Origin of the sequence: Acinetobacter sp. A2 (assembly GCF_012371325.1) — a bacterium.
Classification (GTDB): domain Bacteria; phylum Pseudomonadota; class Gammaproteobacteria; order Pseudomonadales; family Moraxellaceae; genus Acinetobacter.
In genome coordinates this window covers 1-21,681 of the sequence record NZ_JAAZQX010000039.1, presented here as the reverse complement: position 1 = coordinate 21,681, position 21,681 = coordinate 1, and the positions used below count along the sequence as shown (strand labels likewise).

Annotated in this window: 21 protein-coding genes, 5 pseudogenes and 1 other annotated feature; of the genes and pseudogenes, 3 read left to right on the top strand and 23 right to left on the bottom strand. The window is 42.9% G+C overall.

From position 1 onward, the window contains the following. Positions 1 to 1,128: 1,128 nt before the first annotated feature. A pseudogene (locus HHA43_RS11830) lies at positions 1,129 to 1,411 on the top strand (transposase); the annotation flags it as partial. 55 nt (positions 1,412 to 1,466) lie between these two features. Then, positions 1,467 to 1,929: pseudogene (locus HHA43_RS11825) on the top strand (transposase); the annotation flags it as partial. After that, positions 1,735 to 1,851: a sequence feature (AL1L pseudoknot), on the top strand. Its footprint overlaps the pseudogene before it by 117 nt. Here the strand turns inward: HHA43_RS11825 and HHA43_RS11820 are convergent. From HHA43_RS11820 to HHA43_RS11720, 21 genes and pseudogenes are all read right to left on the bottom strand, one after another. Beyond that, positions 1,921 to 2,052 (bottom strand): annotated as a pseudogene (locus tag HHA43_RS11820) (IS66 family transposase); the annotation flags it as partial. The pseudogenes HHA43_RS11825 and HHA43_RS11820 sit on opposite strands and share 9 nt — an antisense overlap. Positions 2,053 to 2,086: 34 nt before the next feature. Continuing rightward, the gene (locus tag HHA43_RS11815; RefSeq protein ID WP_005090826.1) at positions 2,087 to 2,521 is read right to left on the bottom strand and encodes a hypothetical protein; all 435 of its coding nucleotides are present in this window, start codon (positions 2,519 to 2,521) and stop codon (positions 2,087 to 2,089) included. A 17-nt stretch (positions 2,522 to 2,538) separates the two neighbouring features. Further along, positions 2,539 to 2,901 (bottom strand): hypothetical protein, encoded by a 363-nt coding sequence (locus HHA43_RS11810; protein WP_227515218.1) that lies wholly within the window; start codon positions 2,899 to 2,901, stop codon positions 2,539 to 2,541. 57 nt (positions 2,902 to 2,958) lie between these two features. Continuing rightward, the gene (locus HHA43_RS11805; protein WP_127799697.1) at positions 2,959 to 4,191 is read right to left on the bottom strand and encodes a beta-ketoacyl-ACP synthase; all 1,233 of its coding nucleotides are present in this window, start codon (positions 4,189 to 4,191) and stop codon (positions 2,959 to 2,961) included. Beyond that, positions 4,191 to 4,916 carry a 3-ketoacyl-ACP reductase FabG2 gene (locus tag HHA43_RS11800; protein WP_005090831.1) on the bottom strand — a complete coding sequence of 242 codons (726 nt, stop codon included), beginning with the start codon at positions 4,914 to 4,916 and terminating at the stop codon, positions 4,191 to 4,193. The genes HHA43_RS11805 and HHA43_RS11800 overlap by 1 nt, the downstream gene beginning before the upstream one ends. Continuing rightward, entirely contained in the window at positions 4,913 to 5,350 is a 438-nt protein-coding gene (locus tag HHA43_RS11795; protein WP_005090833.1) for a hypothetical protein, read from the bottom strand. Before HHA43_RS11795 ends, HHA43_RS11800 begins: the two co-directional genes overlap by 4 nt. Continuing rightward, positions 5,347 to 6,543, bottom strand: coding sequence for a beta-ketoacyl-[acyl-carrier-protein] synthase family protein (locus HHA43_RS11790; RefSeq protein WP_131261651.1), 1,197 nt, complete (start codon positions 6,541 to 6,543; stop codon positions 5,347 to 5,349). The genes HHA43_RS11795 and HHA43_RS11790 overlap by 4 nt, the downstream gene beginning before the upstream one ends. Beyond that, entirely contained in the window at positions 6,536 to 7,093 is a 558-nt protein-coding gene (locus HHA43_RS11785) for a DUF3261 domain-containing protein (protein ID WP_168382266.1), read from the bottom strand. Before HHA43_RS11785 ends, HHA43_RS11790 begins: the two co-directional genes overlap by 8 nt. After that, entirely contained in the window at positions 7,083 to 8,384 is a 1,302-nt protein-coding gene (locus HHA43_RS11780; RefSeq protein ID WP_168382267.1) for an NAD(P)/FAD-dependent oxidoreductase, read from the bottom strand. Before HHA43_RS11780 ends, HHA43_RS11785 begins: the two co-directional genes overlap by 11 nt. 18 nt (positions 8,385 to 8,402) lie before the next feature. Next, a complete protein-coding gene (locus tag HHA43_RS11775) occupies positions 8,403 to 10,727 on the bottom strand; it encodes an MMPL family transporter (RefSeq protein WP_168382268.1) in 2,325 nt (774 codons plus the stop codon). Then, positions 10,702 to 11,343 carry a LolA family protein gene (locus tag HHA43_RS11770; protein WP_168382269.1) on the bottom strand — a complete coding sequence of 214 codons (642 nt, stop codon included), beginning with the start codon at positions 11,341 to 11,343 and terminating at the stop codon, positions 10,702 to 10,704. The genes HHA43_RS11775 and HHA43_RS11770 overlap by 26 nt, the downstream gene beginning before the upstream one ends. 7 nt (positions 11,344 to 11,350) lie before the next feature. Then, positions 11,351 to 11,770 (bottom strand): acyl-CoA thioesterase, encoded by a 420-nt coding sequence (locus HHA43_RS11765; RefSeq protein ID WP_127799705.1) that lies wholly within the window; start codon positions 11,768 to 11,770, stop codon positions 11,351 to 11,353. A 9-nt stretch (positions 11,771 to 11,779) separates the two neighbouring features. Then, positions 11,780 to 13,312 carry an HAL/PAL/TAL family ammonia-lyase gene (locus tag HHA43_RS11760; RefSeq protein ID WP_005090846.1) on the bottom strand — a complete coding sequence of 511 codons (1,533 nt, stop codon included), beginning with the start codon at positions 13,310 to 13,312 and terminating at the stop codon, positions 11,780 to 11,782. A gap of 5 nt (positions 13,313 to 13,317) precedes the next feature. Then, a complete protein-coding gene (locus HHA43_RS11755; protein ID WP_127799709.1) occupies positions 13,318 to 14,232 on the bottom strand; it encodes an acyltransferase in 915 nt (304 codons plus the stop codon). A 17-nt stretch (positions 14,233 to 14,249) separates the two neighbouring features. Next, positions 14,250 to 14,984, bottom strand: a complete 735-nt coding sequence (locus tag HHA43_RS11750) for a glycosyltransferase family 2 protein (protein WP_168382270.1) — start codon at positions 14,982 to 14,984, stop codon at positions 14,250 to 14,252. A gap of 13 nt (positions 14,985 to 14,997) precedes the next feature. After that, positions 14,998 to 16,659, bottom strand: coding sequence for an AMP-binding protein (locus HHA43_RS11745; protein ID WP_131261655.1), 1,662 nt, complete (start codon positions 16,657 to 16,659; stop codon positions 14,998 to 15,000). A 78-nt stretch (positions 16,660 to 16,737) separates the two neighbouring features. Beyond that, positions 16,738 to 17,292 (bottom strand): septation protein IspZ, encoded by a 555-nt coding sequence (locus HHA43_RS11740; protein WP_005090850.1) that lies wholly within the window; start codon positions 17,290 to 17,292, stop codon positions 16,738 to 16,740. After that, positions 17,289 to 17,537 carry an acyl carrier protein gene (locus HHA43_RS11735; protein WP_005090852.1) on the bottom strand — a complete coding sequence of 83 codons (249 nt, stop codon included), beginning with the start codon at positions 17,535 to 17,537 and terminating at the stop codon, positions 17,289 to 17,291. The genes HHA43_RS11740 and HHA43_RS11735 overlap by 4 nt, the downstream gene beginning before the upstream one ends. 9 nt (positions 17,538 to 17,546) lie before the next feature. Continuing rightward, positions 17,547 to 17,807 carry a phosphopantetheine-binding protein gene (locus HHA43_RS11730; RefSeq protein WP_005090854.1) on the bottom strand — a complete coding sequence of 87 codons (261 nt, stop codon included), beginning with the start codon at positions 17,805 to 17,807 and terminating at the stop codon, positions 17,547 to 17,549. Next, positions 17,800 to 18,603 carry a lysophospholipid acyltransferase family protein gene (locus HHA43_RS11725; RefSeq protein ID WP_151730684.1) on the bottom strand — a complete coding sequence of 268 codons (804 nt, stop codon included), beginning with the start codon at positions 18,601 to 18,603 and terminating at the stop codon, positions 17,800 to 17,802. Before HHA43_RS11725 ends, HHA43_RS11730 begins: the two co-directional genes overlap by 8 nt. Beyond that, positions 18,597 to 19,217, bottom strand: coding sequence for a beta-ketoacyl synthase chain length factor (locus tag HHA43_RS11720; RefSeq protein WP_075166810.1), 621 nt, complete (start codon positions 19,215 to 19,217; stop codon positions 18,597 to 18,599). The genes HHA43_RS11725 and HHA43_RS11720 overlap by 7 nt, the downstream gene beginning before the upstream one ends. Positions 19,218 to 19,423: 206 nt before the next feature. On the opposite strand from HHA43_RS11720, the pseudogene HHA43_RS11715 reads away from it, so the two are divergent. Next, positions 19,424 to 20,287 (top strand): annotated as a pseudogene (locus tag HHA43_RS11715) (IS3 family transposase); the annotation flags it as partial. Here HHA43_RS11715 and HHA43_RS11710 read toward each other — a convergent pair. Beyond that, positions 20,286 to 20,668 (bottom strand): annotated as a pseudogene (locus HHA43_RS11710) (transposase); the annotation flags it as partial. The pseudogenes HHA43_RS11715 and HHA43_RS11710 sit on opposite strands and share 2 nt — an antisense overlap. Before the next feature lie 163 nt (positions 20,669 to 20,831). Next, entirely contained in the window at positions 20,832 to 21,497 is a 666-nt protein-coding gene (locus tag HHA43_RS11705) for a flagellar biosynthesis protein (protein WP_070153988.1), read from the bottom strand. Positions 21,498 to 21,681 lie beyond the last annotated feature (184 nt).

Here is a 21,681-nt window from a genome sequence, read left to right as displayed (position 1 = left end):
TAAGGAAATTTTGGCAATTTTAAGAAAGCAGAATCCTGATAGGATAAGGGTTCTGTGAAATTTGTCGTGTACAGAGATTTTCCAGCATCTCTTATTTTCAGATGCAAAAGTGCGTCATTGATGATGCAAAAGTGTGCCATTACTGATGCAAAAGTGCGTCATTGATGATGCAAAAGTGTGCCATTTTCCATTAAAAAAAACTCAACACAAAATATTAAAATACAAGCAATATAATACCCAACCCCCAAAAATTATTTACAGGATCTTAGCTTATGATAATAAAATACTAAACATATCGTCTTAAAAATTAATATATAAACCACTTATATTTTTAAGCATCATTCTAATGACTTTAAAATACTTAAACTAATTACATTTTAATTTACAAATCAAGTTTAAAAAATTTTACTTTCAACAATAAAACTAAAAAAATCTAAATTCCATAAGATAGTCAGCTTAATTTTTACACTCTTTATGACGTAACACCGCTTATTTTTTAAACTATAAATTCTTTTTATGACGTAACACCGCTTATTTTTTAAACTACAAATGCTTTTTATGACGTAACACCGCTTAATTTTTATACTGCTTATGACGTAACACCGCCTATTTTTTATACTGCTTATGACGTAACAAAATTTTATGACTAGAAATCTACGGTGAGTAACAGTAGTCTTGAGTGAAATTTGATCAAATCTTTTTTTAAACTAATTTTTGTACCACTATGATCATGCAATGTAGGTTTTCCTTCCAGTTCTTAAATTTTTTTTAGAAAAAATAAACGGTAATTAAATAAATCCAAACTCAAATTTATAATTCAAAAATCATAAAAAACAAATAAACCACAATTAATAAGTATTTTCACAAAACATAATAAAACATCTCCCCACCAATTATTTAAAACAAATAGATAAAAAACCTATCAAAACCCATAAACATTCCAAAACTAAAATGTTAAAAATTTAATTTTATATTCATATTTATTCACTAGTATATTTTTTAAATTTGGTTAAATTAAGAACAATGGTGCGACACCATGACGCATATTAAAGCTAAAAAATAATGAACAATAACTAGGGCGTGTCATCAATTAACTTGAGAAAACTGCTTTAGTCCCATTATACTTTTATGACTAAACGCTATGCATTAAGAGATGATAAGTGGGAAAAGATTAAAAATCTGTTACCTGGACGAAAGGGTACTGTTGGAGTAACAACCAAAGACAACCGGCTATTTATTGAAGCGGTATTGTATCGGTATCGTTCAGGTATCCCGAGGCGAGACTTACCAGAACGCTTTGGTGATTTTAGAGTCGTGCATACTCGTTTCAGGCCGTTGGGCTAAAATAGGTGTGTGGCAGCGGGTCTTTGCGGCGCTGTCACATGATAGTGACAATGAATACACCATGTTAGGCTCTGAACCGTACCGGGTTTGTCGGAGACCAACTTTCTTTAGAGAATGTCCCAATGACAAAACCAAAATATACCCCTGAAATCAAAGAAAGAGCGGTTCGCTTAGTTCTTGAATCCGAAAAAGACTACCCTCTACTTGGGCTGCAATCACAGCAATTGCTTCTAAGATCGGCTGTACTCCTGAAACACTGCGTGCCTGGCATCAGAAGCATTTGAAGCAACAGAATCCAGTTAAACTCCAATCAGATCAGCAGCGCATCAAACAGCTGGAACGTGAGAATAAAGAGCTACAACGGGCCAATGAAATTCTACGTAAGGCAGCCGCTTTTTTCGCCCAGGCGTAGCTGGACCGCCCAGGCAAACAATGGTTGATTTCATTCAGAGCAACAAAGCGCTTTATGGTGTTGAAGCCATCTGTAAAATTTTACCGATTACACTATCGACCTATTACTGACAGCTCGATCTGACCGAGAATCCAGAAAAGCGTTCAAAACGTGATTTACATGATCAGCATTATAATGGTGACCGGCGCTTGATCGGCATGCAGCACCTGCTGTTGCAGAACCACCTCTTTTAAAGCATTGGCCAAAGGTTCCAGTTCCACACCGCAGCGACCAATCCAGTCAGATAAGGTCTTTCTCTTGTTTCTAGAAAGACCATGCTATCAGACCATATTAGAACTTTACTAAGTCACCTTTTAATGCCACCCCTGCTAATGCCGTACCTTTCGCACATTGGTAAGTCGTGGTGCTACGTGTTTCATTGGACTTATAGAAACTCACCAGATTGGTCACCGCATTGGCGCCTTTGGCTTTGGCTGTATTTTGAAATTGAATCAATGCCGAACGAAGTACATGATCACATGAACTTTCCGCAGATTTGGCAAAACCATTGGTCTTTTTATTGGTCACTAAGCCTTTTTCAATCACCTTACCGCCCGACTTGGTTCCCGCCAAATAAAATTTTACTGAACCATCCAAAACCCCATCAGCAACAGCACGGCTTACAGCTTCTTGGAAATTGAAATCATGCATTTGGTCAGCTGCATGTGCTGATGTAAATGCAGCTAGCCCCAGAATAGCTGTGAAGCCAAATTGCTTAATATTCATAGTAATTGCTCTCTTATTTAATTTAACGTTTTTGAAAGTTGTGTAAATACCGAATTATCTAAACGTGCCTTCCATGCCATCGCATTTTTATGAATTTTATTACCACGTTGATCGAGATTACGGCTACCTGTAATTTGTGAACTGACTTGATTACCTGAGATGAGATAGGTTACTTGTAAATAATGGCTACGACGGGTTAAACCCGCAACTACCTTTGTCTGATCTGCCTGTTCAACTACCCAACCAGTGCGCGCATTTTGCCCAACACCAAGTCGAATATTGTTCACAATATCAGCCGCAGTCGCATATTTTGCTGTCATTAATTGCCGCTGCGGATAATCAGAAATTTTTACAGTACTACAAGCTGTTAATCCCAGCATACTCACTGCTGATAAGATATATAGTGTTTTTTTAAACCCCATTTTTTACCCTCTGTTTCAGTTATGGTCTATATTATTTTTGAAAATTAATGATGTATTAATGCCACCAAAGGCAAAATTATTCGTCATAATAATTTTTGCTGACATCGGGCGAATATCACCACAAATATAATCTAATTCCGCACACGCAGGGTCAATGTTATCTAAGTTTAAAGTTGGCACGAATTGATTACGTTGCATCATTTCAATGCTGAGCCATGCTTCAATTGCACCACATGCACCTAAAGTATGACCAAAATAGCTTTTTAATGAACTGATTGGCTTTTGACCCAATATACGCACAGTTGCTTGTGATTCAGCAATATCACCCTGATCAGTCGAAGTGCCATGTGCATTAACATAATCAATATCCGCAGCAGTAAGCTGTGCATCTTTCAGTGCCAATTGCATACAGCGTCCCATCATCTCAGAATCAGGTCGCGTCACATGCTGACCATCAGTATTGCTACCATAACCGATGATCTCAGCATAAATAGTCGCTCCACGTGCTTGAGCATGTTCATATTCTTCTAAAATCAAACAGCCTGCACCTTCACCAACAACCAAACCATCCCGATTTGCATCAAAGGGACGCGGAGTTTTCTCTGGATGATCATTTTGAACGCTGGTCGCTAACAGTACATCAAACACAGCTGAACCCGCAGCGCTGAGCTCTTCTGCTCCACCTGCAATCATCACAGTTTGCTTGCCGTATTTAATCGCTTCATAAGCTTGTCCAATGGCCATCGAACCGGAAGTACACGCACTTGAGGTCGGCAGCGTTAAACCTTTTAGCCCAAAATACACCGTCATATTGACCGCGCTGGTATGTGACATCATACGAATGTAGGTCGTGGCATTGAGTTGACTCATATTATGCTCAAGCAACATGGTACCAAACTCACGCACAGCATCCACACTGCCCGCAGAAGAACCAAAAGCCACGCCTGCATCGCCACTTCTTAAGATATCAGCATGGAGTAAACCTGCGTCTTCCAATGCTTTTTCAGCACATACCGTGGACATTAAGGCAACACGCCCCATACCACGAGTAACTTTACGGTTAAAATGCTTCGGTACAGTAAATGACTCAACTGGACCAGCTAATTTACTACGTAAATCAGGATAGATCTCCCAATCGGGCATATAGCGAATGCCACTTTTACCGAGTGTAAACTGCTCAAAAATTTGCTCTGCGGTTTCACCCAAAGAAGTAATCCCAGACATGCCTGTTACAACAACACGTTTCATTAGATCAGGCCTCCATTAATTGAAAGCACTTGGCGGGTGATATAACTGGCATCATCACTACATAAAAACTTTACCGCTTTAGCGACTTCTTCCACCTGCCCCATACGTTGCATCGGAATCATTTTCAAGGCATGTTCTTTGACTTCCTCTGTGACCATTTCGGTTTCTATCAAGCCCGGAGCCACACAGTTCACCGTAATTTTGCGTTTTGCCAACTCTAGTGCCAATGCTTTGGTCGCACCAATTAAGCCTGCTTTGGCAGCACTATAATTGACCTGACCACGGTTCCCCATAATTCCAGACACTGAAGATAATGTCACAATACGTCCACCCTTTTTCAAGCGGATCATTGGCATCATCAATGGTTTCAACACATTATAAAAACCGTTCAGAGAGGTCGAGACCACGTCATCCCAGTCTTCATCAGTCAGTGCGGGGAAAGCACCATCACGGGTTAATCCTGCATTCAGCACTGCACCGTAAAAAGGGCCATGCTGTGCTATATCTTGCTCTAAAATAGCGGCAATTTTTTCACGCTCATTCACATCGAACATCAGTACATGACTGGCCTGTCCAAGCGCTTGAATTTCCTGAGCCACCGCTTCGGCCTCAGACTGTCTTGAACGGGCATGGACCGTGACATCAAAGCCTGCCTTTGCCAACTCCAAAGCAATCGCTTTACCTATCCCACGACTCGAACCCGTGACTAAAATTCTTCTGTTCACACTAATTTTCCGATGATTTCATTCATATTTTCAGGCTCAAATACGCTCAACATGGCGCTGAACCGATGTTCTTGATATTCAATTTCACAATGAAACTGCCCCAAACCCTCGTGCAGATAACTTTGTTCTACTCGAATCCGCACGGTTGTGCCCAAACTAAAATAGGCACAAGGCAACTGCATTTTACGCGTTCCCAATAAAAAGCCAATTTTCGGTGGCAAGCCCTGAGTTTTTCCTTTATAACCGGCATAGACGCTAATGGTCTGCGCCATCAACTCAATGCTGCTCCAGGTGGGCAAGCCTTCTGGCTCACAAAACATCAAATCAGGTGTGATGTGAAGTTCTGCAATAGCAAATTCATCATTGGCTTCAATCAAATGGCTCACGAAAACCATCGGTTTTGCATGTGGAATAAACTGTACTGCATCCATCATGGTAAAGCCTTCCCAAAAATTAAACTGATATTACTGCCACCAAAAGCAAAAGAATTACTCATCGCATAGCGAATCGGTGCAGCTAAATGCGGTGTAAGCACATAGTTTTGCCCAGCCAAAGCATCGTCCAATTCATCTGCATGATGTAGCGGTAACCAGGATTGATCTAATAAAACCTGTTGGCAAATAAAAGCTTCGATTGCACCCGCGGCCCCTAGACAATGTCCTGTTTTATGTTTGGTGCTGCTTATGGCCACAACTGTATCTGAGAAAACGGTCTGTACCGCTTTAATTTCCATCGCATCATTTTGCGGTGTAGAAGTGCCATGTAAGTTCAAATATCCAATATCGCCTGCTTCAAGCTGTGCAGCGTCTAAAGCTTTTTGCATCGCCTCCGCAGCCCCTATTCCTTCTGGATGCGGTGCTGAAATATGCCATGCATCCATTGACTCGCCACTCGACAACAACATCACGGGGGCAGGCGCTTTGGACAGTAAAAACAATCCTGCCGCTTCACCAATATTAATGCCGTCACGGTTGGCTCCACAGGGCTGACAAATTCCGTTCGATAAGCTTTCTAAACTATCAAAACCATTTAAGGTTAGCTTGCATAAGGTGTCAACTCCACCTACTAAGACAGCATCAGCCAGATCTGCATTCAGCAGACGTTGCCCCGCCGCCAGTGCTTTAGCTGCCGAGGAGCAAGCGGTAGAAATGGTATAGGCTGGCCCTTCCCAGCCCAAATACTGTTGTAAGGCTTCCGCTAAACTGCCCATTTCTTGTTTTTGGTGCTGTACAGACTGCGGTACAGACTGTTGAAACTGGACTTTTAAGACAGACTCATTATCCGCGATGCCTGAGGTTGAAGTACCGACAATCACAGCAAGACGTTGTTTAGCAAACTGTGCTGTATAAGCATGAATTTCAGTTTCAATTTGCGCCAGAGCCGTCAGCGCAAAGCGTAGATTCCGTGAGTCTACACCGTTCAAGCTTTCAGGCACTGCTTGAACTAAGGTTTGATCACATGCACCGACCCAGACCGAACGCCCCGCAATCAGATCTCCTCGTTGCGATAGGGTATTTTCAGGGTTGGTCAAGGCATGTTGAAGCTCAGCGGCATTTTGTCCCAAAGCCGACAGCGCCGCACTGAACTGAATACCCACGGCTGAAACATGCTGTAGATTTTTAGTCATGATGGTCACCTTGATCATCTTCTAAAGTATTGCTCACCGTGCTGATCATCATTTGATAAGGCACTTGCAAATTATCCAGTTTAATTGCTCCTTCATTTTGCTGAATTTTCAACACGGGTTGCTGCTGTATATAAATGGTATCGTCTTTCTGCACGACCGCATTTTGAGCTGTATGTAAGGCAGCAAAATTTGGATATGTGGCATAGAGAATATCACGCGCTACATAATCAAAAGGTAATCTTTTCATTGGATCAATGCGCTGTTCAGCTTCGACCTTTTGACCATCAAAACTGAGCTTAAACAACTGCTGTCCTGTGAGGCTCAGTGCCAACATGTCAAGCGACTGTCCCCGTTGCTGTTGGTACAATAAAAAGCTGAAACTTTGGGTTTTCCACTGCACTTCGATTTGATCTTGACGTTGATAATTTTGCGCAGCCCACTCTGGGGTCGCGAGTCCTTGCGCTTTAGGGATCCAACTTTGACAGGCACTACAGAGCAAAGCACTGGCTAAAACCCAACTGACAGTTTTAAAACGCAGCTCAAGTTTCATCAGTTAGCGACTCTTTTTGCGGTTGTTCTTCTCGGCAATATTCGGCCAAAGTGCTCAAGCGTTGCTTGGCATTACGATGGATCGGGTTGCTTGCATCCCACGCATAACCTGCTAGCAAGGAAGCAATCATACGGCGGATTTTTTCATCCTGTTGAGTCGAAAATACCACATCCTGAAACTCACCTGAATACCATGATTCGACATAGGCACGGAACACTTGAATGCCTTTACGTAGCGGTTTTTCATATTGCTCCATCCAGTCTACCTTCTGACCTTGCAACACTTGCTCGACCAATGGCACAGCTAGACTAGACGATTTTAAGGCAATAGTTACCCCTGAAGAAAAGACAGGATCGAGGAACTCACCGGCATTGCCCAGTAACGCGTAGTTTTCAGATGCCAAATGTTTAACATCGGCAGAGTAGCCCACCAAAGTACGTACAGGAGTATCATGCTTAGCGTGGCGCAATAAATGCGACAAACTGACATCATCGGCCAAAATACGTTTTTGCAAGGCTTCTAAATCATAATCTGCACTGCCGTCATATCCATATCTTTCAAAGAAATCTTGCTCCGCAACGACGCCAAATGAAGACCGCCCGTCGGCAAAAGGAATTAGCCAATACCACGCACGATGGTCTTTTTCATGCACGGTAATTAAGATTTTCTCACGGTCAAACTCAGGGTCATCCAACAAACCATCTTCAATATGGGTAAAGACCGCACGGCGTACTGGAAAGTCCGATGGACTTTCTAAGTCGAGAAACTTCGGCAAAATTCGGCCAAAACCACTGGCATCCAATAGAAATTTGCCTTGAATTTGGTAGTTGTTGCCTTGCTCACCTTTCACCGTCAAAATCGGTTGTGTAGATGCCACATCGACCGCCAAAACTTCATGACCAAAACGGATATCTGCGCCCATTTTTTCGGCTTGCTGTGCCAAAAGCTGGTCAAAGTTGGCACGTCTTACCTGCCATGTAGTGCCTGGACCTTCGCTAAACTTTTGAGTAAAGTCATAAAAACTGCGCTGCGTACCTCTTAAAAAAGCCGCGCCATTTTTAAACTGAAAGGCATATTCATCGGCATGTGCGCGAACGGTCTCCAACAAACCCGCTTCTTCCAAAAACACCATACACTGCGGCAATAAAGATTCACCAATGGAAAACCTCGGAAAATATTGCTTTTCGATGACCGTGACTTGGTAACCTTTTTGACGCAGCAAAGCTGCAGCCGAGCTGCCTGATGGTCCCGCCCCAATAATTAAAACATCTGTCTGTTGCATGGTGCTCATTGCACTGTACCCTTTGACTCAGCTCTTTGGCTGATATTGTTGAACCACCACATGTTTCGCATCGGAGGATGTAAAAAGTGTGGCATAAATAAATGAAAAAATAACGCCCAGCAACACTGTTAGGCCAAAACTGTGAATGGCATAAGTATGACTAAAGGACAGCAAACCAAAACCAAAGAACGTCGACATCATGCACAGAAACAAAGCCATACCCACCACTTGTGGATGATCATGTCCATGGCGGTAGAAAATAGCATAATCCACCCCAATTCCAATGATCAGGAAGGTACCCATAATGCTGAATAAATTAATCTCGACACCCAGCCATGCTTGAATCGCAAACGTGGTCATTAAGGCCATGCTGACAGGCAACACCAAAGGCAGAATGGATTTTTTGCCATACAGTGCCCCTAAGCCAATGGCTAAAATCAGCAAAGCGCTGAGTAATAGCCACTGTGCCTGCTCACGGTGTTGTTTAAACAATTCAGACAGTTGATGAACGGGGCGTAACAGTTGTACATCCGCATTTTCAAGCTGTTGCACGGCTTTGACGTCATGCACATTTTGCAGCATCACCAAACGTTGTGTCGGACTCATCTGCAAAAAATGCAGAGGATGATCTTTAAAGACCGCTTCGGTCAATAACGGTTGGTCTTTTAAATGCGCTTGCCAGTTTAAAATATCCGCTGCGTTGAGCTGCAACGCTTGCGCATATTCCACTAAAGCCGGCTGAGGAATCGCCTGTAACATTTCAACATTCTTTTTTTGCTGCTCAAGCGATGGAATCCACTGCCCTAAAGCTTGTACAGCATCCAACTTGCCAGCCTGTTGCAAGGACGCAAGCTCTGCCAGTAGTTGCTGTTCGCGCTGCTCCAACTCTGCTGAGCTTCTGCCCCGTACCACAAAGTATTCGCTGCTTTGCTGCTGCATAAAACGAGAACGAATATATTGATCTTCCTGCTTTAAAGTGGCATCCATACTTTGTAAATTACGGATGTCATCATTGCTTTTCAGCAAGGTGAGACTAATACCCGTCACCAGTACAATCAATGCAATCATGCCATAACGTAGCTTGTTGTGGCTCTGCACATAACTACGCGCTTTGCCAATAAAGCCCAGTGCACGTATCGCAGGTTCCGCATTCAGCGCAGGCAAACGTGGCAGCAATAAAATACTGGTCACCCATGCGGCACTCAGTCCAACCATAGAAAAGACTGCAATCTGTTTAAAGCCCGGAAATGGGGTAAAACTAAGCACCACATAGGCCAATAGCGTGGTCATTAACCCCACAAATAGACTCGGCAATAACGGCTTTAGAACAGTAAATCCATCGATCTGTCGGTGCTGAGACTGCATGGCCATGAAGTAAAATGAAAAATCGACACAGACCCCAATCAGACTGGCACCAAAGACCAGTGTCATCAGGTGAATTTCGCCAAAAACCCAATAGGTCACAGCAAAGGCCACCAAGCTGCCTGTGCCGACTGCAACCATTTCCGTCAGCATGGGTCGTATCGAACGGAAGCCAAACCAGACTAGAAGCAAAATCCCGATGGTCGAACCCACTCCAATGGTGGAAATTTCCTCTTTGGCAGAGTTAGTGCCGAACTGTGCAAACAGCAGCGTACCTGTCCAGTGCGGTTTGACCTGCAACTGGTTGAGTTGCTGATTGATATTTTGGATAAATGCAGCGGTCTGCTCTTGGTAGGCAATGTTATAGGGGCTATTATTGAGCTGAAGTACCATCAGGCGCGAGATGCCCTGCTCATCACGAATCGTGGTAAAGCCCTGCTCTAAATTGATATCGGCATTGCTTTGTAGGGCACTTAAACCCACTGCATAACTGGGAAACAGCAGCAAGGGATCTTGCTTGAGCATTTCAGCCGTGATTGGCATGCCCGGACTCATCAGTTGTAATAAGCCCTGCTCTGTCAGTGCGGTATGATCCTGCCCTTGCAAAATCTGCTGATCTGACTTGGATAATAGCCCTGCTTTGTGCTGATACAGTGCTTGGGCAAATTGATCAGGATCAAGCTGCGGACGCACAGGTAAAAACAGCTGACTTTGGTCGGCTTGGGTTTTGAGTACTTGCGTTGCCTGTTCTAATTGCAGATCTGCTTTGGCATCCAACACCACAAAAACTTTGTCATTTAACTGCTGACTCACATATTGCTGTGCTTGTTCCAGATGAGCATCTTGATGGGCTTCAGGCAGCAAAGCAAAAATATTGGTCTCAATCTTGATGCCTTTATTCAGCCAAGCCACGCCAAGTGCCAAAGCAATGACACACAGCACCAACAACCACAGAGCGCTAAATTTATTTTGCCAATTGGAAAAGCGCATTTTCCGCAGCCGTTAAAGTTTGAGGTTGAGCCGTTTGCTGGCTAAAACGAATGATGGTGCGGTTATTGGCTTGTTCCAAAATGGTAATACGGTCCACATAACGCTGACCTTGCGCATCGACTTGGACAAAAAGCTTTTTAAATAGACTGCTTTTCGGCGTTAAGCTGACATTCCACTGCGTTGGGCTGTAATTGGCAGACACCACATTAAAGTTTTTAGCGAGCGCCGCTTCATTGCCCGACATCAACTGTAAAAACATCGTCGCTACAGAGCCATAAGGAGTCTTATCGACTTCAATTTGACTGGACGTGCGCTGCGTCTTTTGTACAAGCTTACGCGGTGTCACCACCAAATCGGCCTTGACTGGACTTTGAATCTGCCACAGCACGCCTTGGTTTTTGCTGAACAGCACAGTACCTTTGGACACATAGGTTTTATTCAATGCTGCCAGTTTTTTCTGCTGCTCAAATTGGGCACGCACCACAGGCGTTGCGCCAAGCTGAGCAAATACCTGCTTCAATTCAGTATTTTGTGCATTCGCTGTGGGAGCAAGCAAAGTTATCACACTGGCTGTACACGCAACGAAAATCATCGTGGAGAATTTGTATCGAATCATGCTTGCATTACTCCGCCTTAAACTCAGGCCATGCATTTAAACAATCCAACAACACCTGTGGGGATTGAAAACACATTTCACGGTTTTCAATATGAACTGCCACTTGCGAAGTAAAGCCCTTGGTCAACTTTCTACCCGAGACCGCATCAAAAATCAGATATTCAATTTTCAAGCGATTTTCCCACTCTTTCAAAACAGCGCGCACACGAATTTTCTGTTCAAATTCGATGCCTTGCACATAGCGCACATAGCTTTCAATGACAGGCCATGCATAGCCCGAGTCGCGCATTTGGTTATAGTTATAGTGAAATTGATCTAACAGTTTGCAACGTGCAATTTCAAAATATTTTAAATAATGCCCATGCCACACCACATGCATGGTGTCGACGTCATGAAAAGGCACTTCAATAATTACATCAGCATACATGCTCATTTCCTATAAATATTGAACAGCAATGCTGTCTAACAGTTCTAAATGATCAAAACGATTGACCAGCGTTTGAAGCTCTTGTTGCAAAGGACGATCTTCCGCTACGTAGGTGAAGCTCTGAAGCACCCAGTGTTGAAATGCTCTTAAAACAGGGCTGAGTTCTGTATCTACACCTTTAAGTTTAACTGCTTGAACTGCTGCACAACTGAGTGCTGCAATCACTTGTTCGGTCAGAGTAATGACACGGCTAGCATCACGTGCGGCAATGGTGCCCATACTGACTTTGTCTTGATTATGACATTCGGTTGAACGTGAGAAAATCGACGCAGCGAGTGTCTGTTTCAAGGCTTCTGCCGTCCATGCCGAAACCCCGATTTGCACTGCTTTAAAGCCATGATTCAACGGTAACCGCTCAGGACTTGAACCAGTTAAATTACGCGGTAAACCATTGTTCATTTTATAGTCCACCAACTGCGCCAACTGACGATCCATCAAGTCAGCAATATTCGCGATCATAATTTTCAGGCTGTCCATGGCTTGGGCAATATGTCCGCCATAGAAATGTCCACCATGCAGTACCCGCAGGTTCACTGGGTCAATCAAAGGGTTGTCGTTACTTGAATTCAGCTCATTTTCAATAAACTGACGCAGCCAGACTTTAGAATCTTCAAATACCCCAATCACATGCGGCGCACAGCGCAATGAATAACGGTCTTGCAGACGTGAACTTTGGTGTTCGGTTTGTACTTCACTGTTTAACCAGTCGCGTAACTGCGCTGCAATATGTTGCTGTCCTGGATGTGGTTTCTGCGCAAATAGGACTTCATCAAAATGGCTTGGATTCCCTTCTAAAGCCAAGACATTCAGGGCAGTAATCAAAGTACTGGCAAAAGAAATCTGTTCGGCCTTTTTATAATTCAGGCAGGCAATCGCGGTCATAACCGCTGTACCATTCATCAGGGCTAAGCCTTCTTTAGGACGCATCACCAAAGGCTGTATACCTTTTTCGGCATACACTTGTGCAATCGGCACAATCTGGTCTTGATAGTACACATCACGCTCACCGACCAAGGCCCCAGCGATATAAGACAAAGGGGTCAAGTCACCACTGGCACCGACCGAACCCTCCGATGGAATCACCGGAATCACATCTTCATTCAGCATCCAGACCAACCGCTGCAACAAGGCATGCGAGACACCCGAATAGCCGCGTGCCAAAGAACATAAACGGACCACCACGACAGCACGTGCGGTAATTAAGTCTAAGTTTTGCCCCATGCCGCAGCCATGAAAACGCGACAAATGCAGCGGCAGCTCATGCACTTGGTGGGCTGGAATTTCAATCAAGCACGAGTCTCCATAACCCGTGGTCACGCCATAAATGACGCCTTCGTCTTGCAACAGCTGATCGAGGAAATCTGCACCGCGTTGAATTAATGCTGTCCATTCAGCAGAGTTAGGCAATACCACCTGTTTTTCTTTACGCGCTACAGCCAAAACATCTTCAATACTGAGCGGAGTTTCCCCAACAATTAACACAAGACTTATCCTTTATTCCAAAAATTATAAAAATTAAACCATTGATAGGGCGCTCGTATGCAATGCTGTTCCAACAGTTGCACATACTGTCTTGTGGTCTGTTGCATGGCCTGTAAACGCTCTTTACGCGGCCAGTTCAACTGCTCCGCCACTTGATGAATATGCACTTCAAAATGTGTATCAACTCGATAGCAAAACACTGCCAACACAGGAGCTTTCAATAAGCTAGCCAAGATCCAAGCGCCTTGCGGCCACAGCGCTTGCTCTCCTAAAAAAGCAACCGATTGTACACGATCTGACTGCACGGGTACGCGGTCTGCTGCCACAATCACCCATTCACCTTGATCCAACTTATCCTGTAAAATCATTGCTGTTTCAATTCCCAACTCATCCACCGAAACCAAATTAACATCGGCATGTTCATTCAGTTTTTTTAAAAATGCATTGAACTTGGTAGCATGTTTTTGATAAACCAACACATTAATTTTCTGCGGATGCTCTGCTTTGACGGCGCGCAGCAATTCAATATTGCCAAAGTGTGACACCACTATCACCACACCTTTTTGATAGTGCGAACGAAAGTGCGCATGACCATGCAGCTTTAAGTTCTGCTCAGGAATGTGCCCGAGCCAGCCCTCAATTTTATCTAAAATACATTCACCAAATTGCATCAAATGCGTATAGCTGTGCCACAGCTGCGGCTCAGCCTGAAACGGCGACTGCGCACCTGCAAAATGATGCAATTTTTTTAAGTACAACAGTGAAGCCTGACGCGCAGTATTGGAAAAGAGCCAGTACCATAAAATCACAAAGTATAAGATGACTCGGCACAGCCAACGCCCACCCAAACGGTAGAAACCCAGCATCAGCATTAGCGGTAACATCCCGCCCCGTTCTTTCACGGCGCTCCATTTCTGCATATATTTCTCTGACCGCCTTAACCTTTGACTTTCTGATAAATCAGTTTGGGGAACCGCAGCAGCATGCCACCCAACAAGCGGCTGTGCGCGCGCGCCATGCCCAAATTGTCACGCCACACATCAAAATGTGAAATACCACCTTCAGGATAAATCACATGCGTGGGCAGATTAATAAACGGCACATTGTCCCATTTCAAACGCACTAAAATTTCCGAGTCAAAGCCCATCCGCGGTTGAAACTTGGCAGTGTTTAGAATGTTCACTGTCTGCGCTAGAGGATAGACACGAAAGCCACACATGCTGTCTTTAATCTCAAAAGACAGACTGTTAATCCACACCCAAATATGCGTTGCATAACGGCCATAGAGACGTTTTTTGGGAACAGTCGCATCAAAGATCGGCTGACCAATAATCATGGCTTCGGGGTGCTGGATAGAGGTGTCTAAAAAGCGTTGCACATCCTGCCAGTCATGTTGTCCATCGGCATCGAGTTGCAAGGCATGGCTATAACCGCATTGAAAGGCATGATTGAGCCCCGTGATCACCGCCTGCCCTTTCCCTTGATTGTGGGTATGTTCAACCAAATCGACCCTTGGATAGTCCTGCGTAAGCTGATGTAATACCGCCGTACAATCGGCATCACTGCCATCATTCACCATAATGATGGGTAACTCAAAAGCGCTTAAATGTGACAGTAACGCAGCCAAATAATGTGGATGGTTATACACAGGAATCACAAAGCAGTGTTTCATTTTTTCTCTCGGCTTAAACGTCTGAAGGGATAGCAAACAGCAAACGTCCTGATGCCAATATTTTGTCATGATTTTTCAGCTCAAAACTGACCTTATGCGCTTTACGGCTGAGCACCAGTTCCACCGTATGATAGGGTTGGATCAGTCCTTGAAATTTTAATTGCTCAAAACCATTGCACCACAGTAAATCCACCCAATTTTGTTTGGCAAAATGCTGGATAAAACCAATTTGCCCTACGCCCGGATAAATCGGAAAGTTCGGAAAATGCCCTTTAAAGCATTCCAGCTCAGGCACAAACTCCAAAGCATAACTGATCTGCATATCCTGAGACTGCTGTGTCAATACCACAGGCAAGGTCATCGGCAGAAAGAGTGATTTTAAATACTGTTTATTCAGCTTCGATTGTGCATTTTGTGGCATTTGCGTTAAGAACCGCCACTGCCGCGGAATCGCGATACTTTCCAGCTTCTGTTGTAATTGTTTTTTCAGCTGTGCGGTAAAGGCAGCTTTGCCCTTTTCGATAAGCAGCACCCTTGCATCCACTGTCAGCACCGCTACCACCGCCAAAATCTGACGCTGTTCTTTTTCATGAATTAAAACATGGCACTGCTGTATTTCTGCCAACTCAGCGATTTTCACTTCAATCGCATCGAGACTTAACCGCTTTTCTTCGAGTTTGACAATACGGTCCAAACGCCCCAATAGTTGGAATGGACTTTTGGGATTATTTGCATCCACGACCTGCACTTTATCTCCAGTCAAAATCCAATCCATGCTAAAGGCATGATTGGTTTTAACGGCTAACTCTTGTTGCTCGGCGCAGTTAATTTCGACATTGGCAAAGGGAGTCCATAGCGCATCATCTGCCTGACGGTGAGCAATCCCGCCTGTTTCAGAACTACCAAACACTTCGGTAATGGGACGGTTCAGCAAAGGACGCACGCCTGCATCCAACTTTCCACCAGAGGAATAGACCCGATGGCAGTCTTGCAACACTACATCTGTGGTCCAGCGCTTCAACAATGCAGGACTTGAAATGAGGTAATTGGGCAGTTGCAAATGGGCAATTTTCTTTTGAAGATCAACCACATCTTCAGGGAAAGCCAATTGTTTCTGATAGAAACTGCGTCCACTGGCTAAAGGCCACAACAACTTAAACAGCAAACCATAAATATGTTGATGGCTCACCGTAGCAATCGCGATCGCCTGCTCAGGCAAATCAAAACTGGCTTCTAAGCCACAGACTTCATTGAACAATTGTTGCAAGGTGCGCGGAATCTTTTTCGGCTGCCCTGTTGAGCCCGAAGTATAAAAATACAGCTGTGCCTGATTGAGAAAGGTAGCATCAAATTGAAGCTCAAAAGTTGGCGTGGCTGTCGATGGCAAACGTTGTAAAAAATAAATCTGCTGTTCAGCCAATTCTTTTTCTAAGTCACTGACCCGATGCGGCGGCAACAGCACTTGCTTACCTGCTTGTAAGGCTGCAAACAACAATACTAAAAACTCATAACTGTCTTCTTGCCAAAGCGCCCATACTGGCTGTTCCAACTGCTGAATTTGCGTAGCCTGTAAAGCTACATCCAACCAAAAAGTGTGAAAGGAAACAAAACTTGAGTCCGCATGAATACACAAGGGACGCGATGAATGGAGATGGTGTTGAAAATGACAAGACATAAAATTTGTTTTTAAAAACCGTATTTCTAATCGCTATAGTTCGAGACCACTGTTTCAGCTGCCCTGACGGAAATGCTGTTATTTCTGTGCCTGATGCAGTCGTTGCTGGCGTTTACGCAACACAAATTCACCCAGCAATAATCCACCCATCAAGACATAAGAGATCAAGCCGTTATACATCACCCAAATTTTCATCGGTGCAAAGAAAACAGTGATCAGGGCAATGACCGCATTGATGCAAAAAAAACCACACCAAACTTTGGTCACTTGACGGGTCCATTCGACTCCTTCTTCTGGCAGATTAGGCTCTGCCAAACGTGCAAAACGCTCAATCATTGAAGGCGGTCGAATCAAGGTGCTGGCAAAAATAAACAGCGCCCCAAGACTCATAAAGACAGGATAGAGTTTAAGCCACGCATGATCTTTTAAAATCAAACTCAGCCCGCCACATAAAATGGCAAAACCTGTCAATGGCCACAGCAGGGCATTGCCCTTACTCAAGAGACGTAAAATGCCCAGTACAATCAATACCGCACTGACCCAGACATACTGTCCATGTGCCAAAGCATAAGCGACAAAAAAAGGATAGAGGATCAAACCGATCCCTGCTACCCCTTTTAAGATGTTGTTCATGCAACTGACATATTCTGAATCACGACCACCACATCTTGAATGGTGCGCACATTTTTAAAATCTTCAGGGTTGACTTGTTTGCCTGTCAACTCTTTAATTTTTACCACCAAATCAATGGCATCAATACTGTCAACATCGAGGTCTGAAGCTAGGTTTGACTCTAATTGCACATCTTCAGGCGCAATTTCAAACAACTCTTCCATCCATTCACGTAATTTTTCTAACACGGTTTCTTGTGCAAGCATAGCAACCTCTTATGCTGTTTTCTGTGCTTCAACCAAAGCCACTAAGCTTTGAATTGATTTAAAATGTTCTTTGGTTTCTGCAGACTCTGCATTCAAATGAATGCCATAACGTTTTTTCAATGCCAAGCCTAATTCAAGGGCATCAATCGAGTCCAAACCTAGACCATCGCCAAACAAAGGCGCGTCTGTATCAATGTCTTCAATACTGATGTCTTCAAGGGCAAGGACATCAATAATCATTTGCTTTAATTCATCAGCAAGATTAGTCATTTAGGGATAACTCTTGGTTAAAAAACCATTGTAATTGTTGATTTAATTGACGTACATTTTTTGGATTAACCGTTACGTCATCCAATACGTCTTCCACTTGGATCGCATCCAAGACTTTTACATGGATATGAAAAGGCTGTTCTGGAATGTGATACCATTTTTCGTTTTTGGTGAGTGTCGAGGGCGTACAGCTAATTAGCACAGGCCGAATCGGTACCCCTGCCCTTAGTGCAATATTGGCTGCGCCGCGCTGAAACACGTTCAACTGCTCACCTTTTGCTGTTCTTGTTCCCTCAGGAAAGATCAACAAGGACGCGGCATGATCCTGCTGCAATTTGTGTACACAGTCCTGAATAAATTGTTCAGAACCCGCATTTAAAATATATCCCGCACTTTGCACAGGACCTTTGGTAAATGGATTTGACCACAGTGCCTGCTTAACAACACAGTTTGCTTCCTCCATTAAACCAATTAAAACCACCACGTCAATCAGTGTCGGATGGTTAGCAATCACCAGCTCTTGTTGGCTGTGCTGTAGCTTATCTAGACCTTCAACCGTATAGGTCATAATGCCCAGTTTTACCATCATCTCCGTAAAACCTTTGAAACTGTGCTTAATGACTTTTTGAGTGCGCTGTTTGCGAACTTCTGGGTCTTGTGAACTCAACTTGACGATTGGTGCAATCAAACCACCAATCGCCACGCCGCCTAAGCCAAAGCTGGCAAAGCTAAATCCTGTCGCCCCAACCCGCCATGCATAGTTGGCTTTTTGCTTGATTCGATTTAATTTCAGCATTTCGTCCACGCTTCAGATTCAGTTTGCTCAGGATTAGTCCAAAACGTGTTAAATGCTAAAGCTTGCTGATAGGCTGGCGTTGCATTCGTATGCTTTGGCATCAATATCAAATTTGCAGGCGCTAATGAAATCATCGCTGCCATCGCAAAAGCAGAAAATGGCTGATGCTCGATATACATTTCAGGCAAGGCTTCATCATAATACACCAGCAAAACCTGACAGGCTTCTGGCCTTGTTTTTAACCATGCATAAGCTTCAATCAACCCATCATTCCACGAACCTGCCAAACTGGTCGCAGGTGTCGCATCCTGACATAAAATAGAATATAAGCCTGAAATTGCATTATGTACCGAGGTTGAAAATTGAGTCGGTGAAGGCGTTTGCCCTCTCAAGACATCTTCTAATATATTCAGCGTTTTGGCTTCATCACCATATTGCGACACCCAAACAATATAATCGACATTGCAGGCATCTAAAGCTTGTATGGCACAATTCAAAGCCAGTTTTGCCAGACGAGACAAACGTCGGCGTTGCATCGCAGGAATGTATTCTATAGCTGATAACTTTTGATCAATCGAACTTAGATTTAAGTGGGATACGTGGAGTTGCATCATCGTGATCAGTGTTTAAAAAATTGACAAATTATCAGGTTCGCAATTATAGCACCGTGTCAAATTTTTCACAAAATTTAACAAAACTACGTTGTTTTCAAAAATAAAACTGTGAAATCCATTCAATTATCAATTGCTGTATGCTGAAAAAACAGGAGGTTTTAACTTGGTAAACTATACATACTCATCAGGAGTTTACCATGAGCTAGAAACACAAGACGTATACGGTAGAACTTAAATCTGAAGCCATCAAAGCATTAGAAGCCAATCAAGGCAATGTATCCGAAACAGTTAGAGAACTCGGCATTTCCATGCAGACCCTTTCGCATTGGAACAATAAGGCAAAGGCAGGGACTTTAGCTGGTACTAAACAGTATTCACCTGACCTAAACGCTTTGCTCGAAGAAAATAAGCAACTTAAACAAACAGCTTAAATCCGCTGACATGGAACGTAAATTTCTAAAAAAGGCAGCAGCGTACTTTGCCAAAGTACGTCAGTAAGGTACGCCTATATGAAATCGCAAAAACACTGATTGCCGATTATTTTGATGGCACGATTACTTCATGTATTAGTTTCACACTTTTATAATTGGCTAAAACGAGGTGTGAATAAACGATTAGTTCAGCGAAATCAACAAACAAATTTGGTCAAAATAGCGCACAAATAAACGAAACAGAGCTATGACTATATTCGCTTAACCAAGCATTTACAGGCTCAGGTCGTAAAAATTAGTACATATGCAGTATGTCAGATAAAAAAGTTAAATCAGCTGCATTGTAAGTACCACAAACGTTTCAAAAGAACCACGAACAGTGACCATAACTGAGCGATCTATCCAAATTTGCTTGAGCAACAATTCTCAATGATTAAACCAAACCAAGCGTGATTGAGTGATATTACGTATATATGGACGACTGAAGGCTTGTTGTACTTAATAGTTGTAAAAGACGTTTACACGAAACAAGTGGTTGGCTACAGCTTAAATGAGCGTATGACAGCCAAGCTTGTTTGTGATGCATCGAATATGGCTATTCACAATCAAAAACCAGCTAAGGACCTCATTGTACATTCACAAACTTCATGCCTGTAGAGTCTACGAGTAGATGAAGCCCATCACTGTTTTTCTGATAACTAATTGCAATATCAATATGCTTTTGTCTTCTACAAAGCATACTGTAATCTGGTGCTGTCCAATCCAATCCGCAAAGTTTAATTAAGTTTTGAACAAAGCCAGTAACCCTGTGTAAAGTGAGTCTAAATAGAGATTTGATCATCAAATACATTGAATCGCTATGTCGGAGTAAGTTTTACTTAGACCTTATTTGCCTTGCGGTTCTGCATGCCATTGTGTTTTTGGATCGAACCAAATGTCAATATTCCCACGATTAAAGAGTGCTTGGTTATATGCTGACCAATTGGTTGTGCGGTAGATTTTGTATGTAAGCTTCTTCATTTGAAAATTATATTGCTGAAAAAGCCTTTACAGATAGGTTTGTGCAACAAAGCCTATGTGAAGTTGAATGTAGACTGGGAAATCTAACAGATAGATAAAATGATAAAGCTCTTCTAAAAGAGCTTTATTCTAAGAGTCTATAATTTGGATCTAAAATGATTTATTAGGGGGTAACTTTAGGCAAAGATAAAATTAATTTAGCTTCATAGTCATTCAAAACATTATCAATATTTTCAATCCATTTTGTACCATTGGCTACCTGTGCTGATCTAACAACTTTGCTGTAAACGTGAATAGGTTCAGCTGGCGATTTCTTCGTATTGAAGATATCGGTATCAATTTCAGAATGGATTTTAATAGATGCAAATCCTGGCTGGAACCAAGACCAGAATTTATTAATTTTAATATTCAAAACTAGGTCTGCATTCGCCCGATTGGCAGCATTATCTTCAAGAACTTCATAGCCTGATTTCTTAAGTGCTAGAGTTGTACGTTTCTTTAATAATTCAGAAACCGTTTCTTTCTCTAAAAGAATATCACCTAAAGCTTTTCCATAACCGTTACGCTTTCGAGCTACAGCTTTTGCTTTTTCTTCAGCCGTAGCCTTTGCTAAACCACCTTTTAAAGATGGGATATCAGCAGTTGGTGGTTTATCTTGAAAAGACCTTTCATCTTCAACAAGTGCAATAATCACTTTTTTAGAATTACTGGCCTCTTGTGTAGAAACTTGATTAGAGGTTGGAACTTGGATAAGTCCACGAGATGTTGCACATCCTGAAAGTGTAGTGATTAACAACCCAAAAGTTAGTATAAGAAAAAAATGTTTCACAAAAATCCCTCAATATTTATATAGTTAGGTAAAACTTCATAAATATAAAGAAATAGCGCAAAGATTGAAAGATAATTATTCGTATTAGTGGGAAAGTGTTTAAGTTTTGAACCGTACCGGGTTTGTCGGAGACTCAATATTCTGAGAGACTATTCCGATGAAAAAACCAAACTATACCCCCGAA

Excerpts from the sequence above, each read along its gene's own strand:
- HHA43_RS11785 (WP_168382266.1), bottom strand. The coding sequence starts at position 7,093 with ATGAAACTTGAGCTGCGTTTTAAAACTGTCAGTTGGGTTTTAGCCAGT.
- HHA43_RS11795 (WP_005090833.1), bottom strand. The coding sequence starts at position 5,350 with ATGATGGATGCAGTACAGTTTATTCCACATGCAAAACCGATGGTTTTC.
- HHA43_RS11770 (WP_168382269.1), bottom strand. The coding sequence starts at position 11,343 with ATGATTCGATACAAATTCTCCACGATGATTTTCGTTGCGTGTACAGCC.
- HHA43_RS11755 (WP_127799709.1), bottom strand. The coding sequence starts at position 14,232 with ATGCAGAAATGGAGCGCCGTGAAAGAACGGGGCGGGATGTTACCGCTA.
- HHA43_RS11815 (WP_005090826.1), bottom strand. The coding sequence starts at position 2,521 with ATGAATATTAAGCAATTTGGCTTCACAGCTATTCTGGGGCTAGCTGCA.
- HHA43_RS11810 (WP_227515218.1), bottom strand. The coding sequence starts at position 2,901 with ATGCTGGGATTAACAGCTTGTAGTACTGTAAAAATTTCTGATTATCCG.
- HHA43_RS11805 (WP_127799697.1), bottom strand. The coding sequence starts at position 4,191 with ATGAAACGTGTTGTTGTAACAGGCATGTCTGGGATTACTTCTTTGGGT.
- HHA43_RS11720 (WP_075166810.1), bottom strand. The coding sequence starts at position 19,217 with ATGATGCAACTCCACGTATCCCACTTAAATCTAAGTTCGATTGATCAA.
- HHA43_RS11750 (WP_168382270.1), bottom strand. The coding sequence starts at position 14,984 with ATGAAACACTGCTTTGTGATTCCTGTGTATAACCATCCACATTATTTG.
- HHA43_RS11790 (WP_131261651.1), bottom strand. The coding sequence starts at position 6,543 with ATGACTAAAAATCTACAGCATGTTTCAGCCGTGGGTATTCAGTTCAGT.
- HHA43_RS11765 (WP_127799705.1), bottom strand. The coding sequence starts at position 11,770 with ATGTATGCTGATGTAATTATTGAAGTGCCTTTTCATGACGTCGACACC.
- HHA43_RS11725 (WP_151730684.1), bottom strand. The coding sequence starts at position 18,603 with ATGCTGAAATTAAATCGAATCAAGCAAAAAGCCAACTATGCATGGCGG.
- HHA43_RS11735 (WP_005090852.1), bottom strand. The coding sequence starts at position 17,537 with ATGCTTGCACAAGAAACCGTGTTAGAAAAATTACGTGAATGGATGGAA.
- HHA43_RS11775 (WP_168382268.1), bottom strand. The coding sequence starts at position 10,727 with ATGCGCTTTTCCAATTGGCAAAATAAATTTAGCGCTCTGTGGTTGTTG.
- HHA43_RS11730 (WP_005090854.1), bottom strand. The coding sequence starts at position 17,807 with ATGACTAATCTTGCTGATGAATTAAAGCAAATGATTATTGATGTCCTT.
- HHA43_RS11780 (WP_168382267.1), bottom strand. The coding sequence starts at position 8,384 with ATGAGCACCATGCAACAGACAGATGTTTTAATTATTGGGGCGGGACCA.
- HHA43_RS11745 (WP_131261655.1), bottom strand. The coding sequence starts at position 16,659 with ATGTCTTGTCATTTTCAACACCATCTCCATTCATCGCGTCCCTTGTGT.
- HHA43_RS11740 (WP_005090850.1), bottom strand. The coding sequence starts at position 17,292 with ATGAACAACATCTTAAAAGGGGTAGCAGGGATCGGTTTGATCCTCTAT.